20 protein-coding genes are annotated in these 14411 nt (G+C 70.3%); 8 read left to right on the top strand and 12 right to left on the bottom strand.

The window, feature by feature from the left end; all coding sequences use genetic code 11:
- Positions 1-69: 69 nt before the first annotated feature.
- Genes ACFLIM_RS42260 through ACFLIM_RS42245 form a run of 4 tightly spaced genes read left to right on the top strand, consistent with a single transcriptional unit; the run spans position 70 to position 2778 of the window.
- Complete coding sequence (locus ACFLIM_RS42260; protein ID WP_393174986.1) at positions 70-687, top strand: DedA family protein; 618 nt, start codon at positions 70-72, stop codon at positions 685-687.
- Complete coding sequence (locus ACFLIM_RS42255; protein WP_393174984.1) at positions 671-1762, top strand: sensor histidine kinase; 1092 nt, start codon at positions 671-673, stop codon at positions 1760-1762. The genes ACFLIM_RS42260 and ACFLIM_RS42255 overlap by 17 nt, the downstream gene beginning before the upstream one ends.
- On the top strand, positions 1753-2397 hold the full coding sequence (locus ACFLIM_RS42250) for a response regulator (RefSeq protein WP_393174982.1): 645 nt from the start codon (positions 1753-1755) through the stop codon (positions 2395-2397). The genes ACFLIM_RS42255 and ACFLIM_RS42250 overlap by 10 nt, the downstream gene beginning before the upstream one ends.
- A 21-nt stretch (positions 2398-2418) precedes the next feature.
- Positions 2419-2778, top strand: a complete 360-nt coding sequence (locus ACFLIM_RS42245) for a dihydrofolate reductase family protein (protein WP_393174980.1) — start codon at positions 2419-2421, stop codon at positions 2776-2778.
- Here ACFLIM_RS42245 and ACFLIM_RS42240 read toward each other — a convergent pair.
- Entirely contained in the window at positions 2730-3611 is an 882-nt protein-coding gene (locus tag ACFLIM_RS42240) for an NAD-dependent epimerase/dehydratase family protein (protein ID WP_393174978.1), read from the bottom strand. The genes ACFLIM_RS42245 and ACFLIM_RS42240 overlap by 49 nt on opposite strands.
- Positions 3612-3653: 42 nt before the next feature.
- Complete coding sequence (locus ACFLIM_RS42235; protein ID WP_393174976.1) at positions 3654-4361, bottom strand: TetR/AcrR family transcriptional regulator; 708 nt, start codon at positions 4359-4361, stop codon at positions 3654-3656.
- Between the two features lie 143 nt (positions 4362-4504).
- Here ACFLIM_RS42235 and ACFLIM_RS42230 point away from each other — a divergent pair, with 143 nt between their 5' ends.
- On the top strand, positions 4505-5368 hold the full coding sequence (locus ACFLIM_RS42230; protein ID WP_393174974.1) for an SDR family oxidoreductase: 864 nt from the start codon (positions 4505-4507) through the stop codon (positions 5366-5368).
- 132 nt (positions 5369-5500) lie between these two features.
- On the opposite strand, the gene ACFLIM_RS42225 is transcribed toward ACFLIM_RS42230, so the two are convergent.
- The 6 genes from ACFLIM_RS42225 to ACFLIM_RS42200 form a co-directional block, all read right to left on the bottom strand.
- Positions 5501-5659 carry a hypothetical protein gene (locus tag ACFLIM_RS42225; RefSeq protein WP_393174971.1) on the bottom strand — a complete coding sequence of 53 codons (159 nt, stop codon included), beginning with the start codon at positions 5657-5659 and terminating at the stop codon, positions 5501-5503.
- An 80-nt stretch (positions 5660-5739) separates the two neighbouring features.
- A complete protein-coding gene (locus ACFLIM_RS42220; protein WP_393174969.1) occupies positions 5740-6099 on the bottom strand; it encodes a hypothetical protein in 360 nt (119 codons plus the stop codon).
- Positions 6100-6162: 63 nt separating this feature from the next.
- Positions 6163-6564: a VOC family protein gene (locus ACFLIM_RS42215; protein ID WP_393174966.1), complete on the bottom strand. Its 402-nt coding sequence runs from the start codon at positions 6562-6564 to the stop codon at positions 6163-6165.
- A complete protein-coding gene (locus tag ACFLIM_RS42210) occupies positions 6561-7349 on the bottom strand; it encodes an arsenate reductase/protein-tyrosine-phosphatase family protein (protein ID WP_393174964.1) in 789 nt (262 codons plus the stop codon). The genes ACFLIM_RS42215 and ACFLIM_RS42210 overlap by 4 nt, the downstream gene beginning before the upstream one ends.
- Positions 7350-7670: 321 nt before the next feature.
- Positions 7671-8417 (bottom strand): aminoglycoside phosphotransferase family protein, encoded by a 747-nt coding sequence (locus ACFLIM_RS42205; protein WP_393174961.1) that lies wholly within the window; start codon positions 8415-8417, stop codon positions 7671-7673.
- 394 nt (positions 8418-8811) lie between these two features.
- Positions 8812-9279 (bottom strand): hypothetical protein, encoded by a 468-nt coding sequence (locus tag ACFLIM_RS42200; RefSeq protein ID WP_393174959.1) that lies wholly within the window; start codon positions 9277-9279, stop codon positions 8812-8814.
- A 353-nt stretch (positions 9280-9632) separates the two neighbouring features.
- Here ACFLIM_RS42200 and ACFLIM_RS42195 point away from each other — a divergent pair, with 353 nt between their 5' ends.
- On the top strand, positions 9633-10361 hold the full coding sequence (locus ACFLIM_RS42195; RefSeq protein ID WP_393174956.1) for a Clp protease N-terminal domain-containing protein: 729 nt from the start codon (positions 9633-9635) through the stop codon (positions 10359-10361).
- Between the two features lie 101 nt (positions 10362-10462).
- Positions 10463-10591 carry a hypothetical protein gene (locus tag ACFLIM_RS42190; protein WP_393174954.1) on the top strand — a complete coding sequence of 43 codons (129 nt, stop codon included), beginning with the start codon at positions 10463-10465 and terminating at the stop codon, positions 10589-10591.
- A gap of 79 nt (positions 10592-10670) precedes the next feature.
- Here the strand turns inward: ACFLIM_RS42190 and ACFLIM_RS42185 are convergent, their stop codons facing one another.
- On the bottom strand, positions 10671-11687 hold the full coding sequence (locus tag ACFLIM_RS42185) for a sigma-70 family RNA polymerase sigma factor (RefSeq protein ID WP_393174951.1): 1017 nt from the start codon (positions 11685-11687) through the stop codon (positions 10671-10673).
- A 152-nt stretch (positions 11688-11839) separates the two neighbouring features.
- On the opposite strand from ACFLIM_RS42185, the gene ACFLIM_RS42180 reads away from it, so the two are divergent.
- Positions 11840-12427 carry a dihydrofolate reductase family protein gene (locus ACFLIM_RS42180; RefSeq protein ID WP_393174949.1) on the top strand — a complete coding sequence of 196 codons (588 nt, stop codon included), beginning with the start codon at positions 11840-11842 and terminating at the stop codon, positions 12425-12427.
- On the opposite strand, the gene ACFLIM_RS42175 is transcribed toward ACFLIM_RS42180, so the two are convergent.
- Genes ACFLIM_RS42175 through ACFLIM_RS42165 form a run of 3 tightly spaced genes read right to left on the bottom strand, consistent with a single transcriptional unit; the run spans position 12399 to position 14323 of the window.
- Positions 12399-12701 (bottom strand): hypothetical protein, encoded by a 303-nt coding sequence (locus ACFLIM_RS42175; protein WP_393174947.1) that lies wholly within the window; start codon positions 12699-12701, stop codon positions 12399-12401. The genes ACFLIM_RS42180 and ACFLIM_RS42175 overlap by 29 nt on opposite strands.
- Before the next feature lie 9 nt (positions 12702-12710).
- The gene (locus ACFLIM_RS42170; protein ID WP_393174945.1) at positions 12711-13874 is read right to left on the bottom strand and encodes a hypothetical protein; all 1164 of its coding nucleotides are present in this window, start codon (positions 13872-13874) and stop codon (positions 12711-12713) included.
- Complete coding sequence (locus ACFLIM_RS42165) at positions 13868-14323, bottom strand: hypothetical protein (protein WP_393174942.1); 456 nt, start codon at positions 14321-14323, stop codon at positions 13868-13870. Before ACFLIM_RS42165 ends, ACFLIM_RS42170 begins: the two co-directional genes overlap by 7 nt.
- Positions 14324-14411: the final 88 nt, after the last annotated feature.

Below are 14411 nucleotides of genomic sequence, written 5' to 3'. Positions count from 1 at the left end.
TTTACCACAGTCCCAGAACGGCCGCCTGCCTCATTCCGGGCATATCTGATCTTCCCTAGCCTTGCTCGCATGACTGATTGGCTGGTTGGACTGATGGAGAGTCTCGGGGCGCCTGGGGCGGGGCTCGCGATCGCGCTGGAGAACCTGTTCCCGCCCCTGCCCAGTGAGGTGATCCTGCCGCTGTCCGGCTTCACCGCCGCCCGGGGTGAGATGGACCTGCTGGACGTGCTGGTCTGGACGACGCTCGGCTCGGTGGCCGGGGCGCTGGCGCTGTACTGGGTGGGGGCGCTGCTGGGCCGCGAGCGCACGCTGGCCATCGCCGCCAAGCTGCCCCTGGTGAAGGTGTCCGACATCGAGAAGACCGAGGCGTGGTTCCGGCGCCACGGCCGCAAGACGGTGTTCTTCGGCCGGATGATCCCGATCTTCCGCAGCCTGATCTCCGTACCGGCCGGGGTGGAGCGGATGCCGCTGGTGACGTTCACGCTCCTGACGACGGCCGGCAGCCTGATCTGGAACACCATCTTCGTGATGGCCGGGTATCTTCTGGGCGAGAACTGGTCGCTGGTGGAGGCGTACGTGGGCATCGGCACCAACGTCGTGATCGCCGTGGTGGTGCTGGCGGTCGTGGTGTTCGCCGGCGTGCGGCTGGCCGAACGGCGCAAGGGGAGGCATGCGACTCGCCGCTGAGGGGCTGCGGCTGCTGGGCGCGGTGACGCTGGGCGCCGTCACCGCGCTGGCCGAGCTGGCGTTCCTGCTGCTGGTTCTGCCGTTCCCGGGCAATCCGAACGTCGGCGCGGCGGCCCGGCGGCTGGCCCGGTTCGAGGCGCGCCGCCTGCGCCTGGACCCCGCCGCCCTCGCCTGGGACGGCGTCAGGCCGCTGGGGTACCTGGCCGCGCGGGTCCCGGTCGGCGTGCTGGGCGGCCTGGTGATCACCCTGCTCGGGTACGGGGCGGGCGCGGGCGTCCTGATCGCGGTGGCGTGGGGGCGCGGCGAGCCGTTCGACGGGATGGCGCCGACGATCCCCCTCGTGGCCTACATACTGCTCGCTGGATTCGTACTGCTATTTCTGGATTTGTCGGGCGTGGTGGGGGTGCACGCGCTGGAGCGCCGGCTGGCCGCGCGGATGCTGGGCCCGGACCCGACCGAGGCGCTGGAGCGCCGGATCGCCGAGCTGGCCGAGAGCCGGGCGGGCATCGTGGCCGCGGTCGACTCCGAGCGGCGCCGGATCGAGCGCGACCTGCACGACGGGTTGCAGCAGCGCCTGGTGGCCCTGTCGATGCTGGTCGGGCGGGCCAGGCGGGCGCGCCCGGAGCTGCTGGAGCAGGCGCACCAGGAGGCACAGCAGGCGCTGGCCGAATTGCGCGAGGTGGCCTGGCGGGTCTACCCGAGCGGGCTGGACTCCCTCGGGCTCGGCGAGGCCCTGGCGGGGGTGGCCGAACGCTCGGTCGTGCCGGTCACGGTGGCCTGCGAGCTGGCGCGGCGGCCGCCGATGGCGGTGGAGACGGCGGCGTACTTCGTGGTGTGCGAGGCGGTCACCAACGCCGCCAAGCACGCCGGCGCCACGCGCATCGCGGTGGAGGTGCACGAGGAGGGGGCGGCGGTGGTCGTACGGGTGCGAGACGACGGCTCGGGCGGCGCCAGTCCGGCCGGCGGTGGCCTGTCGGGGCTGGCCAGGCGGGTGGCGGCGCTGGACGGCAGGTTCGAGCTGAGCAGCCCGGCGGGCGGGCCGACGACGATCACGGCGGTGCTGCCGTGCGGGTGATCCTGGCCGAGGACTCCACGCTGCTGCGCGAGGGCCTGGTGCGGCTGCTGCTGGAGGAGGGCCACGAGGTGCCGGCCGCCGTCGGCGACGCCGGGGCGCTGGTTGCGGCGGTGGCCGCGTACGAGCCGGACGTCGTGGTGGTGGACGTGCGCATGCCGCCGACCCACACCGATGAGGGGTTGCGGGCCGCGCTGGAGATCAGGCGCCGCTGGCCGGCCGTCAGGGTGCTGGTGTTGTCGCAGTACGTGGAGAAGAGGTACGCCGCCGAGCTGATGAGCGCGGACGTCGAAGGCGTCGGCTACCTGCTCAAGGACCGGGTGGCGCAGGTGGGCGACTTCCTGGACGCGCTGGAGCGGGTGGGGGCCGGGGGAGCGGCGTTCGATCCGGAGGTGGTGCGCCAGCTGCTGGCCCGTACCAGCCAGGTGGACCCCCTGGCCCGGCTGACCGCGCGCGAGCGCGAGGTGCTGGAGCGGATGGCGCAGGGGCTGACCAACGCCTCGATCGCGCAGGCGCTGCACGTGTCGCAGAGCGCCGTGGAGAAGCACGTGAACTCGCTGTTCGACAAGCTGCGCCTGTCGCACACGACCGGGTACAGCCGCCGGGTGCTGGCCGTCCTGCACTTCCTGAAGTCCTGACTTCCGGCCAATATCCCCGTCTTGTACGTCGTCTCGGTCACCCTAACCTCCCCCACCTGGGAGAACACCACCGTCATCAGCGGCGACCCGCACACCGAGCCGGCCCGGCTCCGGCAGCTGCCGGGCAAGGACACCGGCATCACCGGCAGCGCCACCCTGGCCACCTCCCTGCTGCGCGACGGCCTGCTGGACGAGCTCAACCTGCTCGGCACCGGCAAGCGCCTGTTCGAGGTTAGATGCTCGCACTCTGCCCCACACCGGCCACGGCCTTTCCGCCCGCTCAGGCCGGGGCGAGGCCCCGTTCACCGGCGGAAAGGGCTGAGCGCCGCCGGTCATTCGCGCGGGGCGTCCCTGAGCAGGCCGAGGCGGAGAAGGCTCTGAGCGGTGGCGGTGACGGCGTCCTGGCTCGATCGCGGGGCCCAGCCGAGGACGAGGCGGGCCTTGTCGCTGCTGAGGTGGCGGATCCTGCCGAGGTTGGCGGCGGTCTCGCGCATCGCGGGGTTGCTCTCGGCGGCCTGCCGCACCACCTCGTCCGGCAGCACCTCGGTGGGCACCCGGTGGGCGGCCGGCCCCAGGCGCTCGCGCAGGGTCAGGGCGATGTCGTGCAGGGACACCACGTCCCCGGCGGCGGCCATGAACCGCTGCCCGGCCGCCTTCGGGCTGGTCATCGCCCGCAGGTGCAGGTCGGCGGCGTCGCGTACGTCGACCACCCCGAAGTACTGGCGCGGCACGCCGGGCAGGTCACCGTTCATCAGCATGGTGATCAGATTGATCGACCCGGCGTGGTCGGGCCCCAGCACGGGACCGAAGATGCCCACGGGGTTGACGACCGACAGCTCCATCGGGCCGCCCTGCCTGGTCATGAAGTCCCAGGCCGCCCGCTCGGCGAGCGTCTTGGACTTGATGTACGGGGCGACGCCGCCGTCGACGTCCGTCCAGTCGTCCTCGGTGAAGGGCCGCTCGGTGTCCGGGTGACCGTACCCGATGGCGCCGAAGGACGAGGTGACCACCACCCGGCGTACCCCTGCGTCGCGGGCGGCGCGCAGCACCCGGAGCGTGCCCTCCACCGCGGGCCGGATCAGCTCGTCCTCATCGTCCGGCGGGGCGGACGGGAACGGGGAGGCGACATGCCCCGCGTCGACCTGTTCGGAGGGCTCCGCTCTCTGCGCGACAAGGATTGACCCCCAGCGAGCCGCCTCTTGCTTTCCGGTCACGGGGGCCGGCGCCCAGCGCGGACGACCGTGTATGAGGGCGCGTCACTGGGCTGGGCTGGTGATGCGGTCGAGCCACTCCTGCAGGAGGTCCTGCTCCCGATCGGTCAGGGCGGTGGTCTGCGGCAGGACGGCACGCAGGGCGACCGCGGCGCTGACCGGTCCGGGCGACGCGGTCGCGGGGGTATCGGTGGTGATCGCGGTGATGACCGCCTCACGGGCCATGACCGACAGCTCCGGGTCCCGGCGGTCCCCGGGCATGTCGATCAGCGTGAGGGTCGTGCCGCGGCCGGCGGCCTGGACGAGGTTGGCGGCGCGTTCCTCGCTGACACGTAGCCGGCCCGCCTCGGCGATCCTGCGGATGCTTGCGGCGAGGAACTTCGCGCCGTCGACGGCGGCCTGCGGGGCCGCCCCGGGCCGGGGCTCGCTCATGACCAAGTACAAGGCCGGGTTGGCCAGGCCGAAGTCGACGTGCAGGTCCCAGCCGGCGCGCAGGTCCTCCACCGGGTCGGCGGTGGGTTCCAGGCCGGTCTTGGTGTTCAGGTAGGCCGTGAAGCCCTCGGCCGCGACCGCGTCGAGCAGGCCCCGCATGTCGCCGAAGAGCCGGTAGATGGTCGGGACCTGCACACGGGCGGCGGCACAGACCGTACGCGTCGACACGGCCTCCCGGCCGCCCTCGGCAAGCAGCTCGGCCGTGGCGGCGAGGATGCGCTCACGGGGGCTGCGCCCGGCAGCGAAGTCATCGGCGTCCATGTAGCAACGATAACAGTAAGCTGTTTGCACTTTTATTTTAGCGGTGCTAGCTTCATTCGTGTTAGCACTGAAACCGCCACTGCGGCGCCGAGAGCGCCCTGCCGGACGCCGGCTTACCGCAACCGAACCCACTGGAGGTCGTCGTGATCATCATTACCGGAGCCAATGGCCTGCTCGGCCGGGGAACCGTTGAGCAACTGCTCGTACGCGTCCCCGCGGAGCAGATCGCAGTGAGCGTCCGCGACCCGGAGAAGGCGCGGGGACTGCAGGAACAGGGCATCCGGGTCCGACGCGGTGATTTCACCGACCCCGCGAGCCTCGCCCACGCCTTCGAGGGGGCGTCGCAGGTCCTGATCGTGTCCGCCAACGCCACCGGGGAGGAGGCGGTCGGCCAGCACCTCACCGCGATCGAGGCAGCCAAGACGGCCGGCGCCCGCCGCATCCTCTACACCAGCCACATGGGCGTGAACCCATCCTCGTCCTTCCCGCCGATGCGCGACCACGCTGCCACCGAAGCGGCACTGCGCGAGTGCGGCCTGCCCTACACGTCACTGCGCAACGGCTTCTACGCGTCCACGACGCTGATGCTGCTCGGCGCCGCCCTGAAGACGGGAGAACTGGCCGTGCCGCAGGACGGGCCGGTCTCCTGGACCGCCCACGCCGACCTGGCCGAGGCAGCCGCGACCGCCCTGGCCAAGGACGGCTTCGACGGTCCGACTCCCGCCCTGACGGGCAGCGAGGCGATCGACTTGGCCGAGGTCGCGGAGATCGCCTCTCAGCTGACGGGGCGCCCGATCCGGCGGGTGGTCGTACCGGACGACGAGTACCGGGCTGGACTGGTCGCGCACGGTGTGCCCGAAGCCCAGGCGGACATGCTGCTGGGCATGTTCGCAGCAAGTCGGCAGGACGAGTTCGCCCACGTCGACCCGGAACTCGCCCACCTCATCGGCCGTCCACCGACGCCCCTGCGAGACGTCCTGAAGGCGGCGCTCACCCAGGCCGGGTGAAACGCGCGCTCCTGCTCCCCAGCACCTCCTGTGCAGTTGACGGCCCCAACTCGCCCTCCGGCATCGGGGCCGTCGTCATGCCAGGCATCGGATCAAGTGGAAGTGCGTCGGAGGACGGGGTCGGAGTGCTGTTCAGGCAGGAACCCGTGCCAGCAGGGCGCGGGTCTCGGCGACCACGCGTTCGTCGAATTCCGGCTCGCGCACGAGCATGGAGCCGTTCATCGGCCGGCCGTTTTCGTCGTAGTAGACACTGGTGCGGCACGAGTCGTCGGTGAGTACCTGGGTGATCACCCGGGCCGAAGGGTCGGCGTGCGCTGCCGTACCACCGGGTCGGTCACCCGCGACCAGGCCCGACGCAGAGTAAAGATCTGTCAGTGCAGTGGAACGTACGGCTCCCACAGGGCGGCGAGCGCCACCACGGCCGTGAGGGCCGTGAGCTGCATGACCACGATGCCATTCCGTCGGCGCCGAGCAATGACCACACTGACGATCAGGACGAAGCCCATGACTGCGTAAGAGCCGTAGGCGACGGTGGAGCGGAAGGTCATCTCCGCCTGCCACTGCGCGGGAGTGGGGTCTCCGCCCGAGCAGAGCACGGTGGCGCCGTCGCACAGCACGCCGCGGTTGCGTGCCCAGTGGATGGCGAATCCTGTGGCCATCAGCAGGGCCAGGTCCATGATCAGCACTGCGACGGCGGGGACGGTGTGCCTGGATAAGTCGTCCGTCTTCACGGGCTTGAGCCTAGAAGGTCCCGACGCGGTCTGGTTCGGGTGCGGAGTTGTGGGACGTGGGCGTTAGGTGCCGTCCTTGGCTGGTCGGTAGGCGGGTTCGAATAGTTCGATGAGGTTGCCGGCGGGGTCGGTGAGCAGGACTTGGCGTCCGCCGGGGCCGGCGACCACGTCGCTGCGGAAGGCGAGTCCCGCGGTACGCAGCCGGCCGATTTCGGCGTCGAGGTCGTCGACGATGAGATGGATGCGATTGCGGCCGCCGGCGGTGGCGTCAGCGGGCGTGGCGCGGGCACCGGAACTGGCCGGTCCGGACAGCAACAGCCGCAGCGGGCCGCGGGTGACATCGGCGAAGGCGGGTGCGGCGCTGGTGTGCAGGGCGAATCCGAGGTGGGTGGTGTAGAAGTCTATGGCCGCTTGGACATCGTCGACGATGTAGCGGACGCTGGCGAACTGGTCCGGTGGTGTCATGGCTGGACCTCCCGGTGTGGGGTGTGGGCAAGGATGGGCAGCAGGTACCGGATGCGGGTGTCGATCTCAGCGGCGGTACGGTCGAACGCGGGATAGCCGGCCCGGGCGGTGTCGTTGCCGGTGGCGGCCGGGTCGGGGATGCTCCAGTGCAGGCGTCGCGGGTGGTCATCGAACTCGGGGCAGACCTCGCGGACCTTGTCGCACAGGCTGATCACGTAGTCGAAGCGGCGGCCGGTCATCGTGTCCAGATGCCGCGGACGCTGGCCGGCGATGTCGATTCCGTACTGCTGGCGCAGCACACGCACGGCGTTGGGGTGCAGGCGTGGTTTGGGGTGGCTGCCGGCGCTGGTCACCTCGGCGCGGCTGCCGGTGCGGTGGCGTAGCAGGGCCTCCGCGATGGGTGAGCGGGCGCTGTTGCCGGTGCACACGAACAGCACGGAGGGTGCCGCCGAGTCTTCGGCCGCGATCGCCGGCTGGGTGGGGACCAGACGTAGCGCGGGATGCAGGGTGGTACCGGCGGCGGCCAGCGCGTGCGCACAGCGCTCCAGGTCCAGGTGGTAGTAGCTGTCGCGGCCGTCGAAGCTGCTGCGGCGGGCCACGACCAGCCCGCCGGAGCGCAGCAGCCGCAGATGGTAGGAGACCAGGTTCTGCGGTTGGTCGACCAGGGCTACCAGTTCCCGCACGCGCAGATCGCTGTGCGCCAGTTCGCTCAGCAGCCGCCAACGCACCGCGTGGGCGACCAGCCGGACGAACGGCGGTGGGACTGCTTGACCGGACAGCGCCATGGTCAGCATGATACGTCAAATTGATTTGATTGATATATCTGGATCGATGTACCTTCCGGGGTGCGTTCCGCCATCTCCCCAGAAGCACCGGCAACACCGCCCGGTTTCCTGCGTCTGACCGGGCACTCTGTGCGGTGGCAGTTGCTGAGTGAGCCGCAGCACCTGGCCATCGACGGCCGTACCGCTGGACATCACCCCGTTCTTCACGGTCAATCCCTTAGCTGGCCAACGCGACGAGTCGGTCCGGAAGACGACGCGCTTCAGGAGATGGCTCGCTCGATGCGGCAGAACGGCACTCGTGGCCGTCGGGCTGGTGCAGCCTCACATCCGGGATCTCAGCACGTCGACCTCGCACCCTGGCGAGGACGGGTCGAAGCCGTGCTCGACCAGCCAGCGGACCGCCAGCAGGCTTCGCAACGACCACCACGCGCGGATCACGTCGAGGTCGACGTGGGTGCCGTAGCCGACGACGACGTCGCCAAGGTGCTCCTCGTGTCCGAGCGTCAAGCTGGCGAGGTCGTACAGGGCATCGCCCTGGGCCGCCTCGGACCAGTCGATCACGCCGGTGATCTCGTCACCGTCGACGAACACGTGGGTGACCTGCAGGTCGCCGTGCGTGAACACCGGTGTCCACGGCCGGAGCGCAGCCTCGGCAACCCGGCGGTTGCGCGTGACCAGGTCGGTGGGAAGGACGCCGTTCGTGACGAGCCACTCGCATTCGCCGTCGAGGTGCGATGCGATCTCGTCGAGGCTCCGACCGGGCCATGGCGGCAGCGGCGCGTCGTGCAGCATCCGTGCGGCGGCACCCGCCGCGGCCCACGCCGCCGACGACGCGATCGACGGCTCGCCGAGGCGGCCGAGTGCCGTCCCTGGGAGGGCGGCGAGCGCGAGCACGGGCGGCTTGCGCCACAGGACCTCCGGAGTCGGGATTGGCGCCATAGCCATCGCCTCGACCTCGACGTCGGTGCGGGTCTGGTCAGCGTCGATTTTCAGGAACACGTCGCCGACGCGCAGGGTCGCGCGCTCGTGATGGGCGACGACGACCTCGACCTCCTCCACGTCGGCCATTATCGCGAGATGACCACCGACGTCGCCACGGGTTTATCGCGTGCGACTGCGCGGCTGACCGCGTCCCGCTGCCCCGGCGGCCTCGTGCACGACACCGACCGCTGACGGGCCGAGCACTGCCTCAGTCCGCCGGGCCTCGGCACGTGGATCGTGAAGTCCGAGCGGCATGTCGTCGCGGTCGGTGACCTCGACGCGACCGAGACTGTCGGTCCGATGACGTCGAGCGAGCGCTGTCGCGCATGACCCGGCGGTGCTCAAGTCGTCCGGTTGCACGTCGAACCACACTTGGCCTATGCCTTCGCGCGCCTGAATCGGCGATCTGGGGGCATTCGCTCGCTCGGAGTACGAATCAGCATGCGTTACGGCGCATAGGCATGCGACCTAGCTGACTCACTCACATCGGCAAGTCCGGATGCCGCCCGTGTCGCGTTTCGTCACTGGACAGGTGCTCGACTGCGCCGAGGAAGTCGCGGAAGGCCCGGTCGGTGCGGGTGGCGTCGCCGGTGGCGTCGAGGTCCATGAGGAGACCACGGATGACAGCGAGAACGAGCGTCGCGAGATCCGGCCGGCCGATGCTGCGCAGGCCGTCCTCGAGCGGCCCGAGCCAGTCGGTCGTCGCGGTGCGCCGGAAGTTGGGCCACAACTGCTGCTCTGCACTCTCGCGCAGCTGACCGAACATCCGCAGGTACGGCTGCCCGTCCGGGCCGGTGATGGAGGTCCAGGCGCGGTTCAGGGTGGCCGTGTACGGCTCGTCGGGTCGCGCCCGCAGGAGGTCGCCGAACGCGTCGAGCTGGCGTTGCCGCGCGTGCCCAAGGACGGCCCGCAGCAGGGCGTCGCGGGTGCCGAAGTGATAAATCAGCATGCGGGTTGAGGTGGCAATGGCCAGCGGCTCGAGCCGGTCGGGGAGGCCGTGCGCGAGGGCGTGATCTGCGCAGGCACGAAGCCCTCACCATCGCGCGGAATCTGCCAAAGCCGGTGAGCTGGGCCGAACTCGGCGCAGCGGTCGGCATATCCACCCAGGGCATCCACCAGTAATACGCTCGCCAGCAACTTTTCGTCACTCGCAGTCACAGGCGGACGTCATGACTCGACCTCCCGACAACACCCAAGTTGATCTTGGTGACAGTTATCCCTGGCAGATGACAACTATCTCTGTGAGTCTCAGGTCGTCAACTTCGGGTTGACGGTAGGCGACCGTCAACCTATGGTTGACGCATGGAAAGTACCGTACGTCTCCACGACCTGATCACCGCGATCAAGACCCGGCACCCCGACGGCGACCCCCTGGGCGAGCTGTCGGACGCGGTGACCTTGGGTGAGCACATCGGCGAAGTGGCCGACCACCTGATCGGCCACTTCGTCGACCAGGCCAGGCACTCCGGCGCCTCCTGGACCGACATCGGGCGCAGCATGGGCGTCAGCAAGCAGGCCGCGCAGAAGCGGTTCGTGCCCAAGGACGGCGGCTCCGGCTTGGCCGCCGACATGCGCACCTACTCCCGCTTCACCGACCGGGCCCGCAGCGTCGTCGTGAAGGCGCAGGAGGAGGCGCGGGCAACGGGCCACGACCACATCGAGCCCGGCCACCTGGTGCTCGGCCTGCTGCGCGAGCCCGAGGCGCTGGCGGCCGCGACCATGGTGGCACTCGGCGCGTCACTTGACTCGGTCAAGGACGCCGTCACGGCCGTGCTCGGGCCGGGCGGCGGGAACCCGCCGCAGATGATCACGCCGTTCTCCGTGCAGGGCAAGAAGGCACTGGATCTGACGCTGCGCGAGGGGTTGCGGCTGGGTCACGACTTCGTGGGCACCGAGCACATCCTGCTCGGCGTCCTGTCGCTGGAGGAGGGGTCCGTGGTGCGGGCGCTGGCGGATCTCGGCGTGACCAAGGAGCCGGCCGAGCGCGAGATCACACGGGCGATCAAGGAGATCAAGCAAGCCAGGGAATGATCTCCTTGATCGGGACAGAACGGGGGCCGGCGTAACTGTCGGTGGCCATCGGCAGGAAGGACGCCACCGTCTCAGGCCCCGTCAAGAGGAGTGGGGCAGTCATGAAGCAGGGATCCGGGTCTGCCGGCATCGACACCAACCTGACCCCGTACGGGGAGATCCAGCTACGGGACCGACCGCCGTCTGGACCTGACGGGCCTGCCCACTACGCCATGACGAACCCGGGGTGACGAAAAGCTCGCCCGATAGCCGCGCCAGCACATCCGCCGGTGTGTGTTTCGCTGGCGCGCATATCCCCCGGGAGGCCGGCTATCGGCTCGGGAGCGATCGTGGTAGCCCGAACGATGGGAGCACGCTGTTTTCGAAGCGGGTCATGGCGCAGATCCGGTCGCCTGCGAGGGTGAGGACGAACAGGCCGGTCCCGTGGCGGATGCCGGAAGGAGCGCGCAGGTAGGCTCCGAACGCCGGCTGACCGTTGGCTCGCGTCGGCACGAGGTCGAACCTGCGGCCTGAGCCGAACATGTCGGCGCAGAAGCGGGCCACGACGTCTCGGCCCTCGTATTCGAGGGGCAGCGGTGGCATGGACATGAAGACGTCGTCGGTCAACAGGGCCACCAGCGCGTCGATGTCGGCGGACTCGTACGCGCTGACGAACTTCGCCACGATCGCATCCTCGGCGGGTGAATCGGCGGCGGGAGGCGGTTCGCGGTCGGCGACCGTCAATCGTCGGCGCTGCAGGCCGGCGCGCGCCCGCTTGAGGGCGCTCTTGACCGATTCGACGGTCGTTTCCAGCATGTCGGCCACCTCGCTGGCGTGGAATCCGAGGACGTCGCGCAAGATGAGGACGGCGAGCTGGCGAGGCGGCAGGACCTGAAGTGCGGTCACGAAGGCCAGAGAGATGGATTCGGTCTGCTCGTAGCGGGCCTCCGGGCCGAGCGGCAGATTGATCGCACCTTCGAGGAGGGCGTCGGGATATGGCTCGAGCCAGACGATCTCGCCGAGCCGGGTCGGCTCGGGCGGTTCAACCCCGGGGATGTCCCACTCCTTGGCCGGGCGCCGGCTGGCCGAGCGAAGCGCGTCGAGGCACCTGTTGGTGGCGATCCGGTAGAGCCAGGTGCGGATCGAGGCGCGACCGTCGAACCCTCCGAGACCCCGCCAGGCGGACAACAAGATGTCCTGGAGGGCATCCTCGGCGTCCTGGAACGATCCGAGCATCCGGTAGCAGTGCACCTGGAGCTCGCGGCGGTGCGGCTCGGTCAGCGCTCGGAACGCCTCGCCGTCCCCAGCCCGCGCCCTGCTGATCAGGTCGGCTCTCGCCAACTCCACTTTGGCCACCTCTCTCCTGCACCGTGTCGCGCTTCCATCCTGTATGGACGCCGGCCGAGGGGCGAACGGGGCGGTTGATGAGCGCCCCCTTTCCCGACGTCGCGGCGTCTAGATCGGTGGTAGCCGACAACGCGGACAAAGGGAGAACCGACATGGGAAAGATCGTCATCAGCGAGAACGTCTCGCTCGACGGAGTCATCCAGGACAACCCGACCGGTGAGGACGGCTTCGGGCGCGGCAGCTGGTTCACCCGAATTGGGGACAAGGACCGCGAAGCGTGGGCCAAGATCGAGTTCGAGGAGGCGCTGGGGGCCGAGGCCCTGCTGCTGGGGCGACACAGCTACGCGTGGTTCGTCGCACGTGGCTGGGCATCCCGCAGTGGCGAGTGGGCGGACAGGTTGCGAAGCCTGCCCAAGTACGTCGTCTCCTCCTGCGCCCTCGAAGGTCCCGATTGGAACAACTCGACGGTCCTGACGGGCGACGTGGTGAAGGAGGTCTCGAAGCTGAAGCAGCAGGTGAACGGGGACATCGTCGTCTACGGCAGCGGCCGCCTCGCGCACACGCTGATAGAGCATGACCTCGTCGACGAACTGCGGCTGATGACCTACCCGTTCGTGGTTGGGGCAGGCGAGCGGCTCTTCGGTCAGACCAGCGGCGTGAAGCCCATGCGTCTGGTCGACACCCGCACCGTCGGTGACGGCCTCGCCTTCCTCACCTACCAGCCCGTCCGAGTCGCCTAGCCACCACGTCGGCGGGTGAGCGCCTCCTTCGGGTCACCGTCCGCCACCCTACGCGCCCCACCACGCGCGCAGGGTGGCGGCGCTTGACCCGACGGCAGACGCCGTTGGAGACGCCTGCCACCACGGTCTGGTCCGGCGCGGTTGCGTACCGGTCGGCCGCGTGGTCGATCAGCGCCCGCAGGAAGGCGACGTCGTCCACTCCCGCCTCCTCGGCGGTGGTGACGCCCCGGCCGTCGGCCCAGCAGCCGCCGTGGCCGTCGGGGTAGGCGATCACCCACCGTTGTTATCCAGTGAACATGAGTTGCACTGGCGCGCCCCGAACGGTGTTGGGCGCGCTGGTCCCCCGTGTTCTGGCCGCGTCCGGGCCCGGCGCATCGTGTGCGTGGTCCGGTGTGCGGTGGCGGGTTCCCTCACGCCCGGCAACACGCCGGTCGGCCTGGACGCTCCGATGCCCCGCACGATCGCTCTGGTCGTGCGGGGGCGGTGGCGTCCGTCGCCGGATCGGGTGCTGCTGGGCGCGTCTGCCGACGGCCACGGCGGCTGCGTCGTGGCGGGTGGTGTTGCGGGTCGCACTGGTCAGTGGGGCCTGCCAGTGCTGGGCGCCCCACTTGGAGGTGTATGCCGGATCGATGGCGATGATCGTGATGCCGGTGGCGTCGGCCATCGAGGTGAGCCGGGCGCGGAGTCTGCCGGTGGGCATGCCGGAGATGAGCTGCCGGAACCGCTTGTTGCGGCCGTGTTTCTCGCGGGTCTTCTCGGCGGCGAAGTCGAGGTCTTCGATGGCGATCGCGCTCACGCCGCACGAGCGCGCCCAGCGCAGCAGGCGGGTCAGGGCGTGGCGGACCTGGGCGTCGCGGTGCTCGGCGGTGCCGGCCAGGTCGTAGCCGAAGCGGCGCGGGTTGCCGATCGGGTTGCCGTGCACGTCCAGCCGCCAGGCGGCCAGATGATCGGCATTGGTGTCCACGCCGATCACGCCGTGGGCGAGCGCGGCGGACAGGGGGAGGGCCGGGGCCGGGGGGCGTTGCCAGGAGGCGGTCAGGTACCAGCGGCCACGGGCCACGTCCAGGTGGATGCGGTAGGCCACGGCACGGTTGGCTGCGATCCGGTCGGCCCATTCGGCGCCGCGGTGTGCGAAGGCCACCCGGCACCCCAGGGCGTAGCGGCCGTGCGGCGCGTTGGCCAGGTGCGCCAGCGGCGCGGGCAGCCGGATCGACACCTCGCCGTCGGGCGTGACGCGGATGGTCTCGTTGCCGTAGCGCTTGCCCGACTCGCCGTCGGCGTGCAGGAACCACCGCTCGGCCTCCCACCGTTGCCGCCATTCGACCTCGGTGAGCTGTGCGGCGGCAAGGTGGTGCCGGTTGCGGGCCAGCCGCTTGCCGCCCCGCACGACGCGCACCCGCCCGGCGTGGTGGTCGGCACGCTCGCGTGCCAGCCGGTCGGTCAGCACGTGCAGGCGGCGGGACTTGGCGAACCATTCCTGCGTGCTGCGGTAGCCGCCCGGCGCCCTCTTCGAACCCTTCGCCCGATCGGCTGAGACAGCCGATGCGCGATCGTACGGATACCTGCCTCAAGCGACTGGATGTGGGCCAGCTGGCAGCGCCGGGCCAGCGCCCACTGGTCATGGGTGGCCTTGGTGATGGCCCCGGCCCAGCGCGCCGAGGAGTCCGGCGTCAGCTCCCGCTTGCGCGCCGCCCACCTGTCGGGGGAGTGCTCCAGCCCATCACGGCAGCGCACCGCAAGATCCTTCGAGGCCAGCGCGCCGAGATGCGCGCCCACCAGCCGCAGCACCTGCTCATCCTGCAGGGTCAGGTCCTTGAGCCGGTCCCGGATCGCCACCCCGGACGGCCCGGCAGCCACGAACGGCGCCTCGATCGGCCGCAAGGAGCTGTCAGCCATGCGCGGCTGCCTCCAGCACCGGGCAGGCACGCCCGTTCAGCGACCGGCGGCCGCGCCACGAGGCTGGCACATCTCCAGCGGAAGCGAA

The organism is Nonomuraea marmarensis (assembly GCF_043197025.1).
Classification (GTDB): domain Bacteria; phylum Actinomycetota; class Actinomycetes; order Streptosporangiales; family Streptosporangiaceae; genus Nonomuraea; species Nonomuraea marmarensis.
This window is presented reverse-complemented; position numbering and strand designations above follow the sequence as displayed.